Origin of the sequence: Streptomyces glaucescens, from assembly GCF_000761215.1 — a bacterium.
In the GTDB taxonomy this organism is placed as follows: Bacteria; Actinomycetota; Actinomycetes; order Streptomycetales; family Streptomycetaceae; genus Streptomyces; species Streptomyces glaucescens_B.
Genome location: NZ_CP009438.1, coordinates 2,588,915 through 2,610,600 on the forward strand (window position 1 = coordinate 2,588,915; position 21,686 = coordinate 2,610,600).

Sequence of the window (21,686 nt, forward strand, 5' to 3'; positions counted from 1 at the left end):
CTGAGGTGGCGGAACGGCGGCGGTGGATGACCCGTGGGGGGACGGGCCGGCCGCGCTCCGAGGACTCAGGCACCGCACCCAGTGTGGGGGAAGACACATCCTCGCCACGAGGGGCGTGCGTGCACTTTTTGAGTTCGGTGCGTGACCGGGTGGTTACCGTGCCGGACCGGGACGGCTCACAGGGCCGCCGCGCCGCGCTCCCGCAACGCCTGGCCGTACTGCTGGAGGACCCACAGCTCGTTCTGCACGGCGGCCAGCTGGGCCGGGTCGCCGCCGTTGGCGAGACGGGTCAGGGTGGACTGGACGTCCTCGATGCGGCGGTCGACCGCGCGGCGCCGGACCCAGACGAGCTGTTCGCCCGCGTACGCCTCGTCGACCGTGCGGCGCATGATCGCCTCCACGGCCAGCTCGGTGACCATGGCGCGGACCGTGTCGTCGGGGGCCGCCTCGCGGACCCGGACCAGGTACTCCTGCGGGTCCCGGACGCCGTACTCGACGCCGCCCGCGTCGAGGATCGCCTGCCGCACGGCGGCGTAGGGGGCGGCGGTGAACTCGTCGACGCCGTACGCGTCGAACGCCGGGCAGACCAGCTCCGGGCGCTGGAGGGCGAGCTTCAGCAGCTCGCGTTCCGTCGCGTACACCGGGTTGCGCAGGGTCAGGGCGGGGCCGGACACCGCCGGGCGCGGCGCGGCCTCGTACGGCTGCCGGGGGCGCCCGGCGGGGGCGGGCCCCTTGCCGCCCCGGTCACGCGCCCACCGGGCCAGCTGGGCGACCCGCTTGACCACGAACTGGGTGTCGAGGATGCCGAGCATGCCGGCGAGCTGCACGGCGACCTCGTGCTGGGCGCCGCTGTTCTTGATGCGGGCGACGACCGGCGCGGCCTCGTCCAGCGCCGCCGCCCGGCCGGCCGGGGTGTCCAGGTCGTAGCGGCGCACGATCTGGCGCAGGGCGAACTCGAACAGCGGGGTGCGCGGCTCGACCAGGTCGGCCACCGCCTCGTCGCCCTTGGCGAGCCGCAGGTCGCAGGGGTCCATGCCGTCCGGGGCGATGGCGATGTACGTCTCGGCGGCGAACTTCTGGTCGTCCTCGAAGGCGCGCAGGGCCGCCTTCTGGCCGGCCGCGTCCCCGTCGAAGGTGAAGATCACGCGGGCCGAGCCGTTGTCCATCAGCAGCCGTCTGAGGATCTTGATGTGGTCGCCGCCGAAGGCGGTGCCGCAGGTGGCGATGGCGGTGGTGACCCCGGCGAGGTGACAGGCCATGACGTCCGTGTAGCCCTCGACGACGACCGCGCGGGACGACTTGGCGATGTCCTTCTTCGCCAGGTCGATGCCGTAGAGGACCTGGGACTTCTTGTAGATCGCGGTCTCGGGCGTGTTGAGGTACTTCGGCCCGTTGTCCGCCTCGTAGAGCTTGCGGGCGCCGAAGCCGACGACCTCGCCGCCGATGTCGCGGATCGGCCACATGAGCCGGCCCCGGAAGCGGTCGATGGGCCCGCGGCGGCCTTCCTGGCTGAGCCCGGAGAGGATCAGTTCCTTGTCGGTGAAGCCCTTGCCGCGCAGGTAGCGGGTGAGGTGGTCCCAGCCCTGCGGGCTGTAGCCGACGCCGAAGTGGACGGCGGCGGCCTGGTCGAAGCCGCGCTCGGCGAGGAAGATCCGGCCGGTCTCGGCCTCGGGGGAGGTCGCGAGCTGTTCCGCGTACCACTCCGCGGCGATCTTGTGGGCCTCGACCAGGCGGATGCGTTCGCCGCGCTGGTGGGCGGGGTTGTAGCCGCCCTCCTCGTAGCGCAGCGTGATGCCGGCCTGGGCGGCCAGCCGCTCGACCGCCTCCGAGAAGGAGAGGTGGTCGACCTTCATCACGAAGGTGATGGTGTCGCCGCCCTCCTGGCAGCCGAAGCAGTGGAAGAGTCCCTTGCTCGGGCTGACCTGGAAGGACGGCGACTTCTCGTCGTGGAACGGGCACAGCCCCTTGAGGTTGCCGCCGCCCGCGTTGCGCAGCTGGAGGTACTCGGACACGACGGCGTCGATCGGGACCGCGTCCCGTACCGCCTTCACGTCCTCGTCGTTGATCCGTCCAGCCACGCGTGAATTCTACGGGGCGGCGCGGGCATGCCCGGGGCCGCGGCGGGCGGCCGGGGGCCCGTCGTTCGGATCATCCCGGCCCCGCGGGGTCGGCCGGAGGCGCCGCACCTCACAGCCGGCCTGCCCCGAACGACAGGCCTCAGGCGCCCAGGCTCTCCAGCGGCACGTGCGGGGACGACAGGGCCTCCACGTCCACCCGGGCCCTGGACCGGATCAGCCGCTGGATGTGCTCTGTGACGTCCCACACGTTCACGTTCATCCCGGCCAGCACCCGCCCCTCCCGCACCCAGAACGCGATGAACTCCCGCTTGCCCGCGTCCCCCCGGATCACCACCTGGTCGTACGACCCGGGCGGGGCCCACCCGGAGTACTCCATGCCGAGGTCGTACTGGTCGGTGAAGAAGTACGGCACCCGGTCGTGGACGACGTCCTGCCCCAGCATCGCCCGCGCCGCCGCCGGGCCGCCGTTCAGCGCGTTCGCCCAGTGCTCGACCCGCATCCGGAGGCCGAAGAGGGCGTGCGGGAAGGCGGCGACGTCGCCGGCCGCGTAGATGTCGGGGTCGGACGTGCGCAGCCGCTCGTCGACCACGATGCCCCCGCCGTGCGCGCGGTCCGCGATCTCCAGCCCCGCCGCCTCCGCGAGCGCGGTCCGCGGCGCGGCGCCGATCGCGGCGAGCACGTCGTGCGCCGGGTGCTCCTCGCCGTCGTCCGTGCGGGCCGCGAGGACCACGCCGTCCTGCCCGACGATCTCGGTGAGCCGGACGCCGAAGTGGAAGCGCACCCCGTGCTCGCGGTGCAGCTCGGCGAAGAGCTGGCCCAGCTCGGGGCCGAGCACCCCGTGCAGCGGGGTCGGGTCCGGCCCCACCACGGTCACCTCGGCGCCGTACTCGCGGGCCGCCGCCGCGACCTCCAGGCCGATCCAGCCGGTGCCGGCGATCACCAGGTGGCCGTTGTCCCGGCCCAGGTGGGTCAGGACGCCCTTGAGGCGTTCGGCGTGGGCGAGGCGCCGCAGGTGGTGCACGCCGGCCAGGTCGGTGCCCGGGACGTCCAGGCGGCGCGGTTCGGCGCCGGTGGCCAGCAGCAGCTTGTCGTAGCGGACGACCGTGCCGTCCTCGCCGAAGCGGACCGTCTTCGCGGCGCGGTCGACGGCGTCCACGGTCTGGCCGAGGTGCAGCTCGATGTCGTGCCGCGCGTACCAGGCGGGTTCGTGCACGAAGACGCTGTCGCGTTCCTCCTTGCCGAGCAGGAAGCCCTTGGACAGCGCCGGGCGCTCGTACGGGTGGTCGCGCTCGTCGCAGATCAGTATCACCCGCCCGCTGAAGCCCTCCGCGCGGAGCGTCTCGGCCGCCTTCGCCCCGGCGAGTCCTCCTCCGACGATGACGAATGTCTGATCCGCGTCGACCACTTGTTGCCTCCTCGTCACTGTTCCGCCAGGTGCGAGCCTCCCGCACGGAGCGTGAGGGGGGAAGAGGGGGTGACCCGATCAGGCCACGCACGGTCACATCGGTGTCACATCCGTCCCGTGAGTCTCGCGTGCAGCGAGCGGGCCGAGGCGTCGGTGAGGGAGGCGATCTGGTCGACGATCACCCGTTTGCGGGCCCGGTCGTCGGGGGCCGCGTCGAACAGCGCGCGGAACTGCGGGTCCAGGCCGTCCGGGGCGCGGGCGGTCAGCGCCTCGGCGAGTTCGGCGACGACGATCCGCTGGTCGGCGCGGAGCCGGGTCTGCTCGGCGCGCTGCATGACGTAGCGGTCGGCGACCGCCTTCAGCACCGCGCACTCCATGCGGGTCTCGCGCGGTACGACCAGCTCGGCGCCGTATCGGGTGAGCCGGCCGCCCCCGTGGGCCGCGCGCGTGGCGCTCTCCGCGGCGAGGCAGAAGCGGCCGATGAGCTGGCTGGTGGCGTCCTTCAGGCGGGCCTGTGCGACGGCCGAGCCGTCGTACCCGTGCGGCCACCACTGCGCGTCCTGGAGGCGGTCCAGGGCGGCGGCGAGTTCGGCGGGGTCGGTGCCCGCGGGGACGTAGCGGCCGATGGCGACCCGGAAGATCTCCTGGCGTTCCGGCTCGGCGTGCAGGCAGTTGGGGTCGATGTGCCCGGCGTGCAGTCCGTCCTCGACGTCGTGCACCGAGTACGCCACGTCGTCCGCCCAGTCCATGACCTGTGCCTCGAAGCAGGTGCGGGTGCCGGGGGCGTCCCGGCGGACCCAGTCGAACACGGGGCGGTCGTCCTCGTAGACGCCGAACTTGCGCGAGTGCGGGTCGGTGGGGTGGGCGCCGCGCGGCCACGGGTACTTCGTGGCGGCGTCCAGGGTGGCGCGGGTGAGGTTGAGGCCGACGGAGCCCTCCGGGGTGAACCGCTTGGGCTCGATGCGGGTGAGCAGCCGCAGCGACTGGGCGTTGCCCTCGAAGCCGCCGCAGTCCCCGGCCAACTCGTCCAGCGCCTTCTCTCCGTTGTGGCCGAAGGGGGGATGGCCGAGGTCGTGGGCGAGGCAGGCGGCCTCGACGAGGTCGGGGTCGCAGCCGAGGGCCGCGCCGAGTTCGCGGCCGACCTGGGCGCACTCCAGGGAGTGGGTGAGGCGGGTGCGGGGGCTGGGGTCCCAGGCCTGGTGGGTGGTGCCGGGGGTGACCACCTGGGTCTTGCCGGCGAGTCTCCTGAGGGCCGACGAGTGGAGGATGCGGGCGCGGTCGCGCTGGAAGGCGGTGCGGCCGGGGCGTTTGTCCGGTTCCGGGGCCCAGCGGGCGACTGACGTCGGGTCGTAACCGGGGGGTGTGGTGCCTTCCATGTGTCGACAGTAAGCGCTGGGGCGGCGGCGGGCCGGTGTTCGCCCGCGGGCACGGGCTGTTTCCGGCTGCGGCCGTGCGGTTCCCCGCGGCCCTCAGCGAGTCGCGGCGAGCGCCGGCTCCGTCGCCCGCCGGGTCGCCCTCGCCTCTTCGTAGCGGTGCAGGAGGAGTTCGGCCATCAGCGGGTGGGCGCCCAGGGGGTCGGCGGCGATGCCCGGGGCGGCCTGCGCGCACTCCGTCGCGAAGCGGCCGGGGGCCGTGAAGCAGGAGGCGACGGCGATGCGGTGGCGGCCGCGGGCCCGCAGGGAGCGGACGGCCGCGTCCACCGTCGGGGTCGCGGCGCAGGCGTAGGCGGGGAGCACCGGGACGCCGAGGCGGGCGGCGAGGAGTGCGGCCGTGCGGCCGGTGTCCGTCGCCGAGTCGGGGTCGCGGGAGCCCGCGGCGGCGAGGATCACGGCGGTGGCGCGGCGTTCGGCGTCCGTCGCCGGGGGACGCCAGCCGGCCTCCGTCAGGCGGGTGTGGAGGGTGTCGACGAGGAGGGGGTGCGGTCCGAGCGGGGCGGCCAGGCGGGTGCGGGCCGGGGCGGCGGCGGCCATCGCGGGGATGTCCTGCTTGACGTGGTAGCCGCGGCTGAGGAGGAGCGGGACGAGGACGGCCTCGCGGTCTCCGAGGGCGGCGAGGGTGCCGGGCAGCAGGGGCTGGTTCAGTTCGATGTGGCCGAGGTGGACCGGCAGGCCGGGGCGCAGGGCGCGGACGCGGTCGAGGAGGGCGCGGACCGTGGCGAGGGCGCGCGGGTCGCGGCTGCCGTGGGCCACGACGACGAGCGCGGGGGGTCCGGGGCGGTGGCTGCGCTGGCTGTCCATGCTCCGAGGGTGCCGGGAGGACGTTGCCGGCCCGTTGCGTGAGGGTCACGGGCGTTTTCCGTGGGTTCACGGCGGGGGGCGGGCGGGGTGTGAGGGGGACGCAACCGGGGCGCCGCACAGACCGTCCCTTTCCGTATGAAGATCGTACGACCTCGTCCGCCGCGTACCCGGGCCGGCCGCCGGCGGCTGGTGCAGGCCGTGATGGCGGCCTGCGTGCTCGCGCTGCTGCCGTCGACCTGGCTGTACGTCTCGACCGGCGACCGGCTGCGCACCACCGCCGACGTGCCGCGCACCGAGGTCGCCGTCGTCTTCGGCGCCGGCCTGTGGAACGGCGCGCCGTCCCCGTACCTCGCCCACCGGCTCGACGCGGCGGCCGAGCTGTACCGGACGGGCCGGATCGAGGTGGTCCTGGTGACCGGCGACAACAGCCGGAAGGACTACGACGAGCCGGACGCGATGCGCGCCTACCTCACCCGGCACGGCGTCCCGGACGCGCGGATCGTCAGCGACTACGCGGGCTTCGACACCTGGGACTCCTGCGTCCGCGCCAAGCGGATCTTCGGGGTGGACGAGGCGGTGCTGATCAGCCAGGACTTCCACATCCGGCGGGCGGTCGCGCTGTGCCGGGAGGCGGGGGTGGCGTCGTACGGCGTCGGGGTGCCCGCCCGGCGGGACGCGACCTGGTACTACGGCGGGGTGCGGGAGGTCTTCGCCGGCGGCAAGGCGGCGCTGGACGCGGTCCTCGAACCCGATCCGCGGTTCCTCGGACCCGAGGAGCCCGGAGTGCGGCGCGCGCTGGCCGCCGGGCGCTGACCTGCGGCGAGGACTCCTCACCGTGGCCCGGTGGCGGCGGGGAGGTCACCGTCCCGGCCGTGTAACAGGGAGCCGTCCCGGCACGTAACACGGCCGATTCACCCTGAAGGGCATGAACAGCACCCCGACGCCCACCCACTGCCCGTACTGCGCCCTGCAGTGCGGGATGAACCTGTCGCCCACGCCGGACGGGGGCGTCGAGGTGCTGGAACGCGCCGACTTCCCGGTGAACCGGGGAGCGCTGTGCGGCAAGGGCCGCACGGCGCCCGCGGTGCTCTCGTCGCGGGTGCGCCTGACCTCCCCGCTGGTCCGGGAGGGCGGCGCGCTCGTGCCCGCCGGCTGGGACGAGGCCCTGGACCGGATCGCCGGTGCGCTCGGCCGGATCCGCGCCGAGCACGGCGCGGACGCGCTCGGCGTGTTCGGCGGGGGCGGGCTGACCAACGAGAAGGCGTACGCGCTCGGCAAGTTCGCCCGGGTCGCGCTCGGCACCTCGCAGATCGACTACAACGGCCGGTTCTGCATGTCGTCCGCCGCGGCGGCCGGGACACGGGCCTTCGGGCTCGACCGCGGGCTGCCCTTCCCGCTGGAGGACATCCCGAAGAGCGGCTGCGTCATCCTCGTCGGCTCCAACCTCGCCGAGACCATGCCGCCGTCGCTGCGCTTCCTCACCGAGCTGAGGGAGAACGGCGGCACGCTGATCGTCGTCGACCCGCGCCGCACCAAGACCGCCGAGCAGGCCGATCTGCACCTCGCGCCCCGCCCGGGCACCGACCTGGCGCTGGCGCTGGGCCTGCTGCACCTGGTCGTCGCCGAGGGCCGCACCGACGAGGCGTACATCGCCGAGCGGACCACCGGCTGGGAGGACGCGCGGGCCGCGGCCATGGCGCACTGGCCGGAGTACGTGGAACGGATCACCGGGGTGCCGGTGCCGCAACTGCGCGAGGCGGTGCGGATGTTCTGCGATCCGGAGACCGCCATGGTGCTCACCGCGCGCGGGCCCGAGCAGCAGTCCAAGGGCACCGACACGGTCGGCGCCTGGATCAACCTGTGCCTGGCCACCGGCCGGGCGGGACGGCCGCACAGCGGGTACGGCTGCCTCACCGGGCAGGGCAACGGGCAGGGCGGGCGCGAGCACGGCCAGAAGGCCGACCAGCTGCCGGGCTACCGCAAGCTTGACGACCCGGCCGCGCGCCGCCACGTGGCGGAGGTGTGGGGCGTCGACCCGGACTCGCTGCCCGGGCCGGGGCGCAGCGCCTACGAGCTGCTGGACGCGCTCGGCACGGACATCCGGGCGCTGCTGCTGATGGGCTCCAACCCGGTGGTGTCGGCGCCGCGCGCCGCGCACGTCGAGGAGCGGATCGGATCGCTGGACTTCCTGGCGGTCTGCGACGTCGTGCTGTCGGAGACGGCGGAACTCGCGGACGTGGTGCTGCCGGTGACGCAGTGGGCCGAGGAGACCGGCACGACGACCAACCTGGAGGGGCGGGTGCTGCTGCGGCGGCAGGCCGTCACGCCGCCCGAGGGTGTCCGCAGCGACCTGGAGGTCATGCACGAACTGGCCGCGCGGCTGGGAGTGGAGAAGGGCTTCCCGACCGACCCCGAGGAGGTCTTCGAGGAGCTGCGCCGGGCCAGCGCGGGCGGGCCCGCCGACTACTCCGGCATCACCTACCGCAGGCTCGCGAAGGAGAACGGGGTGTTCTGGCCGTGCCCGGCACCGCGGCCCGCGGACCCGGTGCCCGGCCCCCACTCCGGGGACGGCCCGCCGACCGTGACGCCGCGGGGACCGGCGCGGGGGGACGGGGTGCGGGAGGGCGGGGTGCCGCAGGGCGGGACGCGCGAGGCCGGGGTGGCAACGGCCGGGAACCGGGAGGGCGGCGTGGCGGCGGACGGGAACCGGAAGGGCGAGACGCGGGAAACCGCGGTGGCGCAGGCCGCGAACCGGGAGGGCGGGGTGGAGGAGGCGCACCCCGGTACACCGCGGCTGTTCCTCGACCGGTTCGCCACCCCGGACGGGCGGGCCCGGTTCGTGCCCGTGGCGCACCGGGCGGCCGCCGAGGAGCCCGACGACGAGTACCCGGTGCTGCTGACCACCGGCCGCGTGGTCGCCCAGTACCAGTCCGGCGCGCAGACCCGGCGGGTCGACGAGCTGAACGCCGCCGCGCCGGGCCCGTTCGTCGAGCTGCACCCGCGGCTCGCGGCCCGGCTGGGCGCCGCCGAGGGCGACCCGGTGGCCGTGGTCTCGCGGCGCGGGCGGGCCGTGGCACCGGCCCGGATCACCCGCGCCATCCGCCCCGACACCGTGTTCATGCCGTTCCACTGGCCGGGCGAGGGCCGCGCCAACACCCTCACCAACCCGGCGCTGGACCCCACCTCGCGGATGCCGGAGTTCAAGGCGTGCGCGGTCCGGGTGGAGGCGGTGCCCCCGGCCGGGGCGGCACAGGACTGACCCGTCTCCCGGGCGCGGGAGCACACCACCCGCCGAGGAGGCCCGCCCGCCCGGACGGGAGGCCGCCGCGTCGCCGTGACGTGCGCGGAGCGCGGTGCCGGGCACGGGGACGAGCCGGGCGTCAGGACCGGCGTGCCCGCCAGTCCCCGCCCTCGATGCGGGTGCCCCGTGCGCGCAGGCGGGCGGCGACGGGCGGCGCGGCCAGGTACACCCAGGCCCGCCGGACCGCCCCGTCGGCGGTGCGGACGACATCGCGGGCGACCCGCTCGTAGAGGTTGCGGGGGTCGCCGGGCGTCTCGCACTCCTCCAGCCGGTCGAGGGCGAGCAGCAGTTCGCCGTACGCCTCGGGCAGCGGGGTGACCAGATCGCCGCGCACCGAGCCGCCGGGCTCGTCGACGGCGTACGGATAGCCGGGGCCGTCGTAGAGGACGGCGCCGGGGAGCCGGCCGGGCTCCTCGGCGCGGGTGCGGCCGCGCAGCAGGAGGTCGTGGTTGGGTTCGCCGGGGCGGAGGGTGCCGTAGACGAAGAAGGGCAGGGGGGAGGGGGACCGCACGGAACTCACGGAAGCGATTCTGTCCCCCGCGCACCCGCACGTCTCCGCCCGGCCCCCGGCATGCCCGCGGCCCGGCGCACGGCGGGCGTGCGCCGAGCCCCGTACGGGGCCTAAGCACCGTACGGGCGGCGCTCCTTGGCCTCCTTCAGAGCGCGGGCCCACCAGGTCAGCTGGTCCAGCATCGTCTTCGCCGCCGCGTCCGGGCCGGACGGGTCCTTCGGGCGGCCCTCCGGGGTGAAGGACGCGGCGGCGTTGTGGAAGGAGACCGTGTCGCGGACGGTGACGGCGTGCAGTTCGGCGAAGACCTGGCGGAGGTGTTCCGTCGCGCGCAGGCCGCCGGAGATGCCGCCGTAGGAGACCAGGGCGACGGGTTTGGCCTGCCACTCGGTGAAGTGCCAGTCGATGAGGTTCTTCAGGGCGGCGGGGAAGGAGTGGTTGTACTCGGGGGTGAGGACGACGAACGCGTCCGCCGCCGCCAGCTTGGCGCCGACCGGGCCGGTGGCCTGCGCGGTGCGCTCCATGGTGGTGGGCAGCGTGACCTCGGCGACGTCGACGACGTCCACGACCAGCTCGTCCCGTTCCCGGAGCCGCTCCAGCAGCCAGTCGGCGACGACGGGCCCGAAGCGGCCGTGGCGGTTGCTGCCGATGACGACGGTCACGCGCAGAGGTGTCTCGAAGGCTGTGTTCTCCATGCCGCACAGGCTCGTACCTCAAGTTTGATCGAGGTCAAGTCCCGGCGCTCCGGTTGCCCCGGTCACCCGTTCACACCTTCCCCGCGCATCCTTCGGGTCCTCTTCCGTGACACCCCCTCACACGCCTCTGACCTGGGCAGACGGAACGGACAGCGACAGAGGGGCGGTGCGGCGCGGCACCCGTTCTCCGTATTTCTGACGGTCACTCAGGAAGCGGGCTCGCGCCGCTGCCACTTACCTCGGAGAGGAACGGAGAAGAACAGGGACCGAACCGCTCACTCGATCGATGGGGAACACCGATGCGACGTATCGCCCGGCTGCTGGCCGGTACCGCGCTCGCCGTCGCCGCCGCGGCAGCCACCGCCGCGCCCGCGCACGGCGGCGACACCGGCGCCCTGGACGTGTACCCGTCCTCCGTGCTGCCCGGCGGTTCGGTCAGCGTGAACACGACGGCGTGCGGGGCCGACGGCGCCGCCGCGGGCGACGCCAGCGCCGTCGGCGCCGGGCCCTTCACGCTGGCGCCCAGCTCCCACGAGGGCAACGCCATCGGCCAGTTCCGGGTGCCGCCGAGCGCGCACCCCGGAACGTACGAGGTCGTCGCCCGGTGCTCCGGGGACGGCCGGGAGGTCAGGGGCGACCTGGTGGTCACCCTGACCGCGGCCCGGCCGGCGCATCCCCGGGGGAGTGTGAAGACGGGGGTCGGCGGCGCCCTGGGCCCCGACCCCGTGCAGACCGCGGCCGGCGTGGCGGCCCTCGCCGTCGCCGCCGCGGGCGGTACCTGGCTCCTGCATCGCCGGGCGAGAGGCGACGGGATCTGACGGGCACCCTCCGCTGTCCGTCCGCCGGTACCGCACGCCCCTCCCCCTCCGGGTCCGATGCCCCTCGCGGCCCGGAGGGGGTTCGGGGCCCCGCCCCGTCCCCTCGGTCACAGGGAGGCCCGATGCGCAGGTACGGCAACACCGCCATGGCGGCCGTGACCGCCGTCGCCCTGTGCGCGGGCGCCTGGCTGCTGCGCGACGGCACCGCCTCGCACGCCCCGCCGCAGCCGTCCGCCGCCGAGGCGCACGCCGACCCGGCCGCGGGACGTCCGGCCGCCCCGGCCCTGCCGCCGTCACCGCCCGACCGCATCCGCATCCCGGCGATCCGGGTGGACGCCCCGCTGACCGGCCTGGGCCTGACCCCCACCGGCAGCCTGGAGGTGCCGCCGGCCGGGCAGCCCAATCTCGCGGGCTGGTACGAGGCGGGCACCACTCCCGGCGAGCGCGGCACCGCGATCGTCGCCGGGCACGTCGACAACGCCGAGGGGCCGGCCGTCTTCTACGGCCTCGGCGCCCTCAAGCGCGGCGGCACGATCGAGGTGGACCGGCGGGACGGCTCGGTCGCCGTGTTCACCGTGAACGCCGTCGAGGTGTACCAGGCGAAGGACTTCCCCGACGAGAAGGTCTACGGCCCGGCCCGCCGGCCCGAGCTGCGGGTGATCACCTGCGGCGGCGGCTACTCGCGCGCCACCGGCTACCAGGGCAACGTGGTCGTCTTCGCCCATCTGACGGGCAGCCGCTGACCCCGGGTCACGCCACCGGCTCCGGCGCCTGCCCCAGCACGTTCGCCTTCCCCCACGCGCCGAGCGGCTCCAGCGCCTCGTTCAGCGCGACACCGCGCGGCGTCAGCGAGTACTCCACCCGGGGCGGCACCTCCTCGTACTCCCGCCGGTGCACGATCCCGTCGGCCTCCAGTTCCCGCAGGTGCGCCGCGAGCACCTTCTCCGTCACGCCGGGCACGGCGCGGCGCAGCTCCCCGAACCGGTGCGGCCGCTCGCTGAGCGCCCACAGGATGAGCACCTTCCACTTCCCGCCGATCACGTCCATCGCCGCGTCCACCCCGCAGACGTACGACCCGGCCCGCCGTCCGACCGCCATGCCCGACACCCGCCCCTCCTGCTGCCTGGACCCTTCCCCGGCGGTAACCACCCACTCGAAAGTGCGTACTTGAGCAGGCCGTTCACCACCATGAGGCTAAACGCCATGACCGACAACGCCTCTTCCCGCACCCCCCGCACGCCACTCACCCTGCTCGGCACCGGCGCCATGGGCACCGCCCTGGCCCGCGCCTGGCTGGCCGCCGGACACCCCGTGACCGTCTGGAACCGTACGGCCGCCCGCGCCGAGGCGCTGGCCGCCGAGGGCGCGGCCGTCGCCGCGACCGCCGCCGAGGCGGTCGCCGCCAACCGGCTGGTCGTCGCCTGCCTGCTGGACGACGCCTCGCTCGGGGAGGCGCTCGAGGACGCCGGCCTGTCCGGCCGCGACCTGGTGAACCTGACCACGGGCACCCCCGCCGAGGGCCGCACCCGCGCCGCCTGGGCCGAGGCACGCGGGGCGCGTTTCGTGGACGCCGGCATCATGGCCGTACCGCCGATGATCGGGCAGCCCGGCTCCGGGGCGTACGTCTTCTACAGCGGCTCGTCCGAGCTGTTCGAGGAGCACCGGGACACCCTCGCCGTCCCGGCGGACACCCGGTTCGTCGGCACCGACCCGGGCTTCGCCGCGCTGCACGACGTGGCGCTGCTGAGCGGGATGTACGGCATGTTCGCCGGGATCTCGCACGCCTTCGCGCTGGTGCGCGGGGAGGACATCCCGCTGAATGAGTTCGCCCCGCTGCTGGAGGGCTGGCTGCACGCCATGGCGGCCTCGGTGCCGCAGACGGCCGAGCGGCTGAGCACCGGCGACTACACGACCGGGGTGGTCTCCAACCTCGCCATGCAGGTGCAGGCCGGTCAGCGGACCCTGCTGCGCACGGCGGACGAACAGGGCGTCAGCCGTGAGCTGCTGGAGCCGGTCATGCGGCTGATGCGGCGGCGGCTCGACGACGGGCACGGCGACGAGGACACCACGGGCCTGGTCGACCTCCTCACCGCGCGTCCCGCCACGACCTGAGCCCGGAGCACGGGCGGGCCACCGCACCCGCCGGGGCCTGAGCCGAAGCACGACCTGAGCCCGGAGCACGGGCGGGCCACCGCACCCGCCGGGGCCGTCCCACCCGGTGCCGCCAACCCGCCCCGATCAGCCGGGCCACCCGCCCCGGAGCCCGGTTCCCCCGATCCGGACAGGGCCGAGCTCTCGTCCCCGCCCCGGGCCGCCCGCCCGCCTCGATCAGCCCCGCCAACCGCCCCGGACCCAGGTGCCACCCGACCCGGCCGGGGCCAACGCCCCCCATCGGAACCGCCCCGCCCGATACCGCCCGCACCGAACCCAGGTGCCACCCGACCCGATCACCCGGCCGCCCGCCCCGGAGCCAGGTGCCGTACACCTGGAGCAGCCGGCCGCCGGTCACGGCCCGCCCGGCAGCCTCGGGGACTGATTGGCCGTCGGGCTCGCTGCGGCGCGGAGGAGCCGTCGTACCCGCCTCGGCACGGGCCGTCGTACCCGCCTCGGCGCGGCACGGCCGTCGCAGGTGCCGCGTACGGGCCTTCGGCGGTGCCGAGCGCCACGACCGGCAGCCGCAGGCCACAGGCCGCAACCCGCAGGCCGGAGGCCGCAGGAGGCAGGCCACCCGTCGGACCGGAACGCGTCAGCGGTGCCCCCGCAGCCCGCCCAGCGGTCCGCGCGCCCGCCTCACACTCCTCGCCCGCCCCCGCTGAGGGCAGAGTTCCGCGCGTGAAACAGCCGCGATGCGGCCGGGTAACACCCGCGCCGCACGCTCAGGGGCATGACCTCGAATAAGCGTGTGGTGGTGATCGGCGCCGGCCTCGCGGGCGTACGGCTCGCCCGGCGGCTCGGTGAGCTCGGCACGCCCGCGCTGCTCGTCGGCGAGGAGGAGCACCGGCCCTACAACCGCGTGCTGCTCGCCGAAGTGCTCGCCGGACGCTACGGCCCCGAGGTGATCGCCCTGCCCGCGCCCGGCGAGCTGACCCGGGCCCGGGTGACCGGCATCGACCGCGAGGGCCGCACCCTGCACTGCGCGGACGGCTCGCGGATCGCGTACGGCACGCTGGTCCTGGCCACCGGCTCCAACCCGGTGCTGCCACCCCTGCGCGGACTGTTCACCCCGGATCACGAACTGCCGCGGGGCGTCCACGCCTTCCGCACGATGGACGACTGCCTGGGCCTGTCCGAGGCGGTCAGGCCGGGCGTCCGCGCGGTCGTCATCGGCGGCGGTCTGCTCGGCGTCTCCGCGGCCCGTGCCCTCGCCGTGCGGGGCGCGCAGGTCGTGCTCGCCCAGCAGTCCGAGCGGCTGATGGAACGCCAGCTCGACCCGGCCGCCTCCCGGCTGGTCCGGCGCCACCTCGTCGACCTCGGCGTGGAGGTCCACACCGACCTGCGGGTGCGGGACGTGCGGGTGGTCGGCGGCGCGGTCCGCTCGGTGGAGATGGCCGACGGCTACGCCCTCGACGCCGACCTCGTCGTCCTCGCCTGCGGGGTGCACCCGCGGACCGGTCTCGCCAGGGCGGCGGGGCTCGCCGTGCACAAGGGCGTCCTGGTCGACGACGAGCTGCGCACCTCCGACCCGCACATCCGGGCGATCGGGGACTGCGCCCAGCACGACGGGACCGTGTACGGGCTCGCCGCCCCCGCGCTGGAACAGGCGGACGTGCTGGCCCGGCTGCTCGCCGGCGACGGCACCGCCCGCTACACCGGCACCCGTTCCCTCACCCGCCTCACCCTCTCCGGTCAGGCCCCCTTCGACCTCGCCGCGTTCGGCGAGACGCAGCCCCGCCCGGGAGACGACGTCGTGCAGCTCGCCGACGCCACCCGCGGCACCTACCGCAAGGTCGTCGTCCGCGACGACCGCCTGGTCGGCGGGGTCCTCGTCGGCGAACTCGGCACCGTCGGCGCGCTCGCCCGCGCCTGGGAGGGAGCAGAGCCGCTCCCCTCCGACGGCAGCCCCCTGCTCCACCTGCTCACCCATGACGGAGGCTCCTGATGTCCACGACCGCACCTGCTGCCGGGGAGCGCCCCACGATCGTGCTCGTCGGCCATGGCATGGTCGGCCAGCGCTTCCTCGAAGCACTCGCCGAGCGCGGCCTGACCGCCACGCACCGTGTGGTCGTGCTCTGTGAGGAGCCGCGTCCCGCGTACGACCGGGTGCAGCTCACCTCGTACTTCTCAGGCAGGTCGCCCGAGGAACTGTCCCTGACGGACCTGGCGTTCATCGGGGAACACGGCATCGAGCTGCACCTCGGGGACCCGGCGGAGACGGTCGACCGCGACTCCCGCACGGTGACCGCCCGCTCCGGTCTCGTCGTCGGCTACGACGTCCTCGTCCTGGCCACCGGCTCGTACCCGTTCGTGCCGCCGGTCCCGGGCAAGGACGCCGAGGGCTGCTTCGTCTACCGCACCATCGAGGACCTGCTCGCCATCGAGGAGTACGCGAAGGGCCGGGCCGGCTCGGGTGCCGTGGTCGGCGGCGGCCTGCTCGGACTGGAGGCCGCGGGCGCCCTCAAGGGCCTCGGGGTCGACACGCACATCGTGGAGTTCGCGCCGCGGCTGATGCCGGTGCAGGTCGACGACGGCGGCGGCGCGGCACTGCTGCGCACCATCGAGGACATGGGCCTGTCCGTGCACACGGGGGTGGGCACGCAGGAGATCCTCACCGATGCCGCGGGCGCCGTCACCGGCATGAAGCTGTCCGACGGCTCGGAGCTCGCCACCGACATGGTGATCTTCTCGGCCGGTGTCCGCCCCCGCGACCAGCTGGCCCGCGACTGCGGCCTCACGGTCGGCGAGCGCGGCGGCATCGCGGTCGACGAGCAGTGCCGCACGGTCAGCGACCCGCACGTCTTCGCCATCGGCGAGTGCGCGCTGGCGGCGGACGGCCGGGTGTACGGCCTGGTCGCACCCGGCTACGAGCAGGCCGAGACGGCCGCCGCGACCATCGCCGCCGCCGAGGCGTCCTTCACCGGCGCCGACCTGTCCACCAAGCTGAAGCTGCTCGGCGTCGACGTGGCCTCCTTCGGCGACGCGCACGGCACCGCCGAGGACTGCCTCGACGTCGTCTACTCCGACTCCCGCTCCGGCCTGTACAAGAAGCTGGTCATCGGCCGTGACGGCACCCTCCTCGGCGGCATCCTGGTGGGCGACGCGGAGGCCTACGGCACCCTGCGCGCGTTCACCGGCTCGGTCCCGCCCGTCTCCCCCGAGCAGCTCGTCCTCCCGGCCGGCGCCGGCGCCCCGGCCCAGCTCGGCCCGTCCGCGCTGCCCGACGACGCGGTCGTCTGCTCCTGCCACAACGTCACCAAGGGCACCATCCGCGGCGCGGTCACCGACCACCGGTGCACCACCGTGCCCGAGGTGAAGAAGTGCACCAAGGCCGGCACGGGCTGCGGCTCCTGCGTCAAGGTCCTCGGCCAGCTCGTCACCGCCGAGCTGGAGGCCGGCGGCATCGAGGTCGACAAGGGCCTGTGCGGCTGCTTCGCCCAGACCCGCGAGGAGCTGTACGAGATCGTCCTCGCCCTGCGCCTCACCTCGTACCAGGACCTGCTCGACCGCTACGGCCGGGAGGAGGCGCGCGGCGGCGACGGCTGCGAGGTCTGCAAGCCCACGGTCGGCTCGATCATCGCCTCCCTCGCCCCCGCCATCGGCGCCGACGGCTACGTCCTGGACGGCGAGCAGGCGGCACTCCAGGACACCAACGACCACTTCCTGGCCAACCTCCAGAAGAACGGGTCGTACTCCGTCGTCCCCCGCATCCCCGGCGGTGAGATCGCCCCGGAGAAACTCATCGTGATCGGGGAGATCGCCCGGGACTTCGGCCTCTACACCAAGATCACCGGCGGGCAGCGCATCGACATGTTCGGCGCGCGCGTGGAACAGCTCCCCTCGATCTGGGCCCGCCTCGTCGACGCCGGCTTCGAGTCCGGCCACGCCTACGGCAAGTCGCTGCGCACCGTGAAGTCCTGCGTCGGCCAGACCTGGTGCCGCTACGGCGTCCAGGACTCCGTCCGGATGGCGATCGACCTGGAACTGCGCTACCGGGGCCTGCGCTCCCCGCACAAGCTGAAGTCGGCCGTCTCGGGCTGCGCCCGCGAGTGCGCGGAGGCCCAGTCCAAGGACTTCGGCGTCATCGCCACGTCCAACGGCTGGAACCTCTACGTCGGCGGCAACGGCGGCGCCACCCCGCGCCACGCGGACCTCCTCGCCCAGGACCTCTCGGACGCCGAGCTGATCCGCCTCATCGACCGGTTCCTGATGTTCTACATCCGCACCGCCGACCGACTGGAGCGCACCAGCACCTGGCTGGAGCGGATCCCCGGCGGCCTGGACCACGTGCGCGACGTGGTCGTCCACGACTCCCTCGGCATCTGCGACGAGCTGGAGGCCCTGATGGCCGCCCATGTCTCCCACTACCGCGACGAGTGGGCCGAAACCATCAACGACCCCGAGAAGCTCGCCCGGTTCGTGTCCTTCGTCAACGCGCCCGACACCCCGGACCCGGTGGTGGCCTTCGTCCCCGAGCGCGACCAGATGAAGCCGGACCTGCCCCTGCTCTCGATCGGCCTGCGCCGCCCCGCCGGCGAAGACGTTCTGGAAGGAAGCGCCCAGCGATGACCCTGGCACCCGAGACGACCGATCTGAAGGTCCAGCTCCGGCTGACCGAGGACGACTGGTTCACCGTCTGCGACCTGCACGTCCTGCTGCCGGGCCGCGGTGTGGCGGCCCTGCTCCCGGACGGCCGCCAGGTGGCCGTCTTCCGCGACCGCCGGGGCAGCCTGTACGCCATCGACAACCGTGACCCGTTCACCGGCGCGGCCGTCCTGTCCCGCGGCCTCACCGGCACCCACCAGGGCCGCCCGTTCGTCGCCTCCCCGCTGCTGAAGCAGCGTTTCGACCTGCTGTCCGGGCAGTGCCTGGACGACGAGACCGTACGTGTGACGGCGTACGAGGTGCGGACGGCCTGAGCCCTCCCGCAGCCCCGCCCGCCACCGTCCGCCGCTCCCGCCCGGCCTGCCCGCCCGGGACCGGCGGACGGTGGCGGTCACGTGCCACGAGTCGCCTGCCGCCTGCCGCCTTCCGGCTCTCGCCTCCGGCCTGTCGGCTCCCGCAGCCCGCCTCCCGCCTGCTGCCGCCGCCTGCCGCCCGCCGCGGGAGGACCGGCCGGCCCGGCGCCCCCGACCACCGCTCCCGGACCGTCCGCCGCACGGCCCCCTTCCCGCGTACGCCGACGCGTCACGGCGAATCAACGGCCCGTCCACCCATCTCCCCTAGGGTCCCGGAACGCGCGACCCCGCCACCGACCGGCGGCGGGGCGGACACGGCACTCCTGGAGTGAGAGTGGAACGTCGTAGCCTCCTGCGTGCGGCCCTCATCGGCGGCTCCTCCGCCGCCCTCGGCGGAACCCTGTGGCGCGGCGCCGCGTACGCGGCCCCCGCCCAGCCCGGCACCGGCCCCTACGGCCCCCTGGGCAGCCCGGACGCCAACGGCATCAGACTCCCCGGCGGCTTCACCAGCCGCGTCATCGCCCGCTCCGGACAGCGGGTGGCGGGCACCTCGTACACCTGGCACGACGCCCCCGACGGCGGCGCCTGTTACGCCGACGGCACGGGCTGGATCTACGTCTCCAACTCGGAGATCAACCCGGGCGGCGGCGCGAGCGCGGTGAGGTTCTCCGCGACGGGCGCCATCACCGGCGCCTACCGCATCCTCTCCAACACCCGCACCAACTGCGCGGGCGGCAAGACCCCGTGGAACACCTGGCTGTCCTGCGAGGAGGTGGACCGCGGCTACGTCTACGAGACCGACCCCTGGGGCACCAAGGCCGCCGTCCGCCGCGACGCCATGGGGCGCTTCAAGCACGAGGCGGCCGCCGCCGACCCGGTCCGCAAGGTCGTCTACCTGACCGAGGACGTCACCGACGGCTGCTTCTACCGCTTCCGGCCCACCACCTGGGGCGACCTCTCCTCCGGCACCCTGGAGGTCCTGGTCGCGGGCACCGGCACCTCGGGACCCGTGACCTGGGCCCGCGTCCCCGACCCGACCGGCGCGACCGCCACCCGCAACCAGGTCGCCGGCGCCAAGCGCTTCAACGGCGGCGAGGGCTGCTACTACGCCGACGACACCTGCTGGTTCACCACCAAGGGCGACAACCGCGTCTGGCAGTACGACGCGGCGGCCCAGACGATCGAACTGGCCTACGACGACTCCCTGGTGACCGGCGGCACGGCCCCGCTCACGGGCGTCGACAACGTCACGGGCACCGCTTCGGGCGACCTCTTCGTGGCCGAGGACGGCGGCAACATGGAGATCTGCGTCATCACCCCCGACGACGTCATCGCCCCCTTCCTGCGCATCGACAACCAGTCCGCCTCCGAGATCACCGGCCCCGCGTTCTCCCCCGACGGGCGCCGCCTGTACTTCTCCAGCCAGCGCGGCACGACGGGCAGCTCGTCCGGCGGCATCACGTACGAGGTGACGGGCCCCTTCCGGGCGTGACACCGGCACGGCCGGCACGAACGGGGGTGGCCCGCACCGGGCGGCGCCACCCCCCGCACCCGTCCTCCCGCACCGGCCCTCCACGCCACCATCACGAAACGGCCACACTCGCCACCCGGGGTGCGGCCCGGGCACTACCTTCGTCCCCCACGCACCGGACGTCCGGGGGGACGAGATGAGCAACCCGTACACCACACCACCCACGAGCCCCGGCCACCCGGCCCCGCGCCCGGCCCCGCGCTGGGCCCGCAAACGCTTCGTGCTGCCCGCCCTGGCCCTGGCCTTCCTCATCGGTCTCGGAGCGGGCGCCGGCGAGGACGGGACCGCGCCGGACGCCGAGCCGGTGGCCACCGGACCGGCCCCCACCCGGACGGTGACGGCCACCGCGACGGTCACCCGGTCACCCGAGCCGCAGCCGGTCCCGACGGTCACCGCCACCCGGACGGTCCGGGCCACGACGACGGTCACCGCCCAGCCGCCGGCGGGCGCGGACACCGGCGACTCCGGCACCTCCGTCGAGACGGACACCGACACCGGCACCGACGTCCACTACGCCAACTGCAGCGAGGCCCGCGCGGCCGGTGCCGCCCCCATCCACCGCGGTGAACCCGGCTACGCCTCCCACCTCGACCGCGACAACGACGGCACGGCCTGCGACACCTGAGCCCGGACGACGCGGGCCGGCCGGGACCGCCCGCCGGCTCGAAGGCGCGTCACCTCGGCGGGCCCTGACCGGCTGCCGACTCGGCACCGGCGGAGCGGTCACCGCGGCGGCGCGGTACCGGCCGGCCGCGCCCAGGTTCAGCGCTCCGGGGCGATCTCGCCGACCAGGCCGCGGATGCGCTGCTCGATCTCGTCGCGGATCGGGCGGACCGCCTCGACGCCCCGCCCGGCCGGGTCGGGGAGCTGCCAGTCGAGGTAGCGCTTGCCGGGGAAGACGGGGCAGGTGTCGCCGCAGCCCATCGTGATGACGACGTCGGACGCCCGGACCGCGTCCACCGTGAGCACCTTGGGCACCTCCGCCGCGATGTCGATGCCCACCTCCGCCATGGCTTCCACGACGGCGGGGTTGACGGTGTCGGCGGGAGCGGAGCCCGCGGAGCGGACCTGGACGCGGTCGCCCGCCAGGCGGGTGAGGAAGGCGGCGGCCATCTGGGAGCGTCCGGCGTTGTGGACGCAGACGAAGAGCACGGACGGCGTGGCGGTGTCAGGCACGGGCGGGATCCTCCGGGCGGGCGGGGACGACAGGGGCGGCGAAGCGGCGGCGGGCGTACAGGGCGACGTGCGCGGAACCGGTCAGCGCGGACACCATCCTGATTAGATGCGTCTCTATGTTGACAGCCTTCGATCCAGCGCGCAATCTTGCATCGACGGACATCAATACAACCGGATGGGAGCCCGTCATGTCCCGCGCTCAGCTCGCCCTGCGTGTCAGTGACCTGGAAGCGTCGATCACCTTCTACTCGAAGCTGTTCGGCACCGAACCGGCCAAGCGGCGCGAGGGCTACGCCAACTTCGCCGTCTCCGAGCCCCCGCTCAAGCTCGTGCTGATCGAGGGTGAGCCCGGCCAGGAGACCCGCCTCGACCACCTCGGCGTCGAGGTGGAGTCGACCGAGCAGGTCGACGCCGCCGCCACCCGGCTCAAGGACGCCGGCCTGGCCACCTTCGAGGAGAACGACACCTCCTGCTGCTACGCCGTCCAGGACAAGGTGTGGGTCCACGGCCCCGGCCGGGAGCCCTGGGAGGTCTACGTCGTGAAGGCCGACGCCGGCACGCTCGGCAAGAGCGCCGGCCCCCACGCCACCGCCGACGGATGCTGCACCAGCCGGACCACCGAGGACACCCCGGCAGCGGCCGGATGCGCCTGCGGCTGACGATCCGCACGGCCCGGCACCCCGCCCGGCCGTCCCCCGGCACCGTCAGAGAGCGCAATGCGCGAGAGGGCGGCACCCCCGCACAGGGTGCCGCCCTCTTCTGAGAGACCGAAGCCGCCGCCGATCGGTGAGGGTCGGGTGACAAGCGGCGGCTTCGGAGCCTCGG

The 21,686-nt window shown here is 74.6% G+C and carries 19 protein-coding genes; 11 read left to right on the plus strand and 8 right to left on the minus strand.

Annotated features, from left to right (window positions below; all coding sequences use genetic code 11):
* Window positions 1-176: 176 nt before the first annotated feature.
* The 4 genes from dnaG to SGLAU_RS11160 form a co-directional block, all read right to left on the minus strand.
* Window positions 177-2,078, minus strand: a complete 1,902-nt coding sequence (gene dnaG, locus SGLAU_RS11145; protein WP_043500672.1) for a DNA primase — start codon at window positions 2,076-2,078, stop codon at window positions 177-179.
* 139 nt (window positions 2,079-2,217) lie between these two features.
* The gene (locus SGLAU_RS11150) at window positions 2,218-3,483 is read right to left on the minus strand and encodes an NAD(P)/FAD-dependent oxidoreductase (protein WP_043500674.1); all 1,266 of its coding nucleotides are present in this window, start codon (window positions 3,481-3,483) and stop codon (window positions 2,218-2,220) included.
* Between the two features lie 104 nt (window positions 3,484-3,587).
* On the minus strand, window positions 3,588-4,859 hold the full coding sequence (locus tag SGLAU_RS11155) for a deoxyguanosinetriphosphate triphosphohydrolase (RefSeq protein WP_043500676.1): 1,272 nt from the start codon (window positions 4,857-4,859) through the stop codon (window positions 3,588-3,590).
* A 93-nt stretch (window positions 4,860-4,952) separates the two neighbouring features.
* Window positions 4,953-5,720 (minus strand): sirohydrochlorin chelatase, encoded by a 768-nt coding sequence (locus SGLAU_RS11160; RefSeq protein WP_043500678.1) that lies wholly within the window; start codon window positions 5,718-5,720, stop codon window positions 4,953-4,955.
* A gap of 135 nt (window positions 5,721-5,855) precedes the next feature.
* Here SGLAU_RS11160 and SGLAU_RS11165 point away from each other — a divergent pair, with 135 nt between their 5' ends.
* Window positions 5,856-6,533: a vancomycin high temperature exclusion protein gene (locus SGLAU_RS11165; RefSeq protein ID WP_078957679.1), complete on the plus strand. Its 678-nt coding sequence runs from the start codon at window positions 5,856-5,858 to the stop codon at window positions 6,531-6,533.
* A gap of 112 nt (window positions 6,534-6,645) precedes the next feature.
* Complete coding sequence (locus tag SGLAU_RS11170) at window positions 6,646-8,979, plus strand: molybdopterin oxidoreductase family protein (protein ID WP_043500679.1); 2,334 nt, start codon at window positions 6,646-6,648, stop codon at window positions 8,977-8,979.
* A gap of 121 nt (window positions 8,980-9,100) precedes the next feature.
* Here SGLAU_RS11170 and SGLAU_RS11175 read toward each other — a convergent pair whose 3' ends face one another.
* On the minus strand, window positions 9,101-9,541 hold the full coding sequence (locus SGLAU_RS11175; protein WP_244315194.1) for a gamma-glutamylcyclotransferase family protein: 441 nt from the start codon (window positions 9,539-9,541) through the stop codon (window positions 9,101-9,103).
* 101 nt (window positions 9,542-9,642) lie between these two features.
* Window positions 9,643-10,224 (minus strand): NADPH-dependent FMN reductase, encoded by a 582-nt coding sequence (locus SGLAU_RS11180; protein WP_043500682.1) that lies wholly within the window; start codon window positions 10,222-10,224, stop codon window positions 9,643-9,645.
* Between the two features lie 299 nt (window positions 10,225-10,523).
* Between SGLAU_RS11180 and SGLAU_RS11185 the strand changes: the two genes are divergently transcribed.
* A complete protein-coding gene (locus SGLAU_RS11185) occupies window positions 10,524-11,042 on the plus strand; it encodes a hypothetical protein (RefSeq protein ID WP_043500683.1) in 519 nt (172 codons plus the stop codon).
* 122 nt (window positions 11,043-11,164) lie between these two features.
* A complete protein-coding gene (locus SGLAU_RS11190; RefSeq protein ID WP_043500684.1) occupies window positions 11,165-11,785 on the plus strand; it encodes a class F sortase in 621 nt (206 codons plus the stop codon).
* Between the two features lie 7 nt (window positions 11,786-11,792).
* Here the strand turns inward: SGLAU_RS11190 and SGLAU_RS11195 are convergent, their stop codons facing one another.
* Window positions 11,793-12,140 (minus strand): winged helix-turn-helix transcriptional regulator, encoded by a 348-nt coding sequence (locus tag SGLAU_RS11195; protein ID WP_043506492.1) that lies wholly within the window; start codon window positions 12,138-12,140, stop codon window positions 11,793-11,795.
* Window positions 12,141-12,245: 105 nt separating this feature from the next.
* Between SGLAU_RS11195 and SGLAU_RS11200 the strand changes: the two genes are divergently transcribed.
* The 6 genes from SGLAU_RS11200 (at window position 12,246) to SGLAU_RS11225 (ending at window position 20,310) form a co-directional block, all read left to right on the plus strand.
* Entirely contained in the window at window positions 12,246-13,154 is a 909-nt protein-coding gene (locus tag SGLAU_RS11200; RefSeq protein ID WP_043500686.1) for an NAD(P)-dependent oxidoreductase, read from the plus strand.
* Between the two features lie 772 nt (window positions 13,155-13,926).
* A complete protein-coding gene (locus SGLAU_RS11205; protein ID WP_043500689.1) occupies window positions 13,927-15,141 on the plus strand; it encodes an NAD(P)/FAD-dependent oxidoreductase in 1,215 nt (404 codons plus the stop codon).
* Window positions 15,141-17,765 (plus strand): nitrite reductase large subunit NirB, encoded by a 2,625-nt coding sequence (gene nirB / locus SGLAU_RS11210; protein WP_043500691.1) that lies wholly within the window; start codon window positions 15,141-15,143, stop codon window positions 17,763-17,765. Before SGLAU_RS11205 ends, nirB begins: the two co-directional genes overlap by 1 nt.
* A complete protein-coding gene (gene nirD, locus SGLAU_RS11215; protein ID WP_043500694.1) occupies window positions 17,762-18,115 on the plus strand; it encodes a nitrite reductase small subunit NirD in 354 nt (117 codons plus the stop codon). The genes nirB and nirD overlap by 4 nt, the downstream gene beginning before the upstream one ends.
* 373 nt (window positions 18,116-18,488) lie before the next feature.
* A complete protein-coding gene (locus SGLAU_RS11220; protein WP_043500698.1) occupies window positions 18,489-19,646 on the plus strand; it encodes an alkaline phosphatase PhoX in 1,158 nt (385 codons plus the stop codon).
* A gap of 175 nt (window positions 19,647-19,821) precedes the next feature.
* Window positions 19,822-20,310, plus strand: coding sequence for an excalibur calcium-binding domain-containing protein (locus SGLAU_RS11225; RefSeq protein ID WP_043500700.1), 489 nt, complete (start codon window positions 19,822-19,824; stop codon window positions 20,308-20,310).
* A 137-nt stretch (window positions 20,311-20,447) separates the two neighbouring features.
* Here SGLAU_RS11225 and SGLAU_RS11230 read toward each other — a convergent pair whose 3' ends face one another.
* Entirely contained in the window at window positions 20,448-20,861 is a 414-nt protein-coding gene (locus SGLAU_RS11230) for an arsenate reductase ArsC (protein WP_043500701.1), read from the minus strand.
* A 188-nt stretch (window positions 20,862-21,049) separates the two neighbouring features.
* On the opposite strand from SGLAU_RS11230, the gene SGLAU_RS11235 reads away from it, so the two are divergent.
* Window positions 21,050-21,520 carry an ArsI/CadI family heavy metal resistance metalloenzyme gene (locus SGLAU_RS11235; RefSeq protein WP_043500704.1) on the plus strand — a complete coding sequence of 157 codons (471 nt, stop codon included), beginning with the start codon at window positions 21,050-21,052 and terminating at the stop codon, window positions 21,518-21,520.
* Window positions 21,521-21,686: the final 166 nt, after the last annotated feature.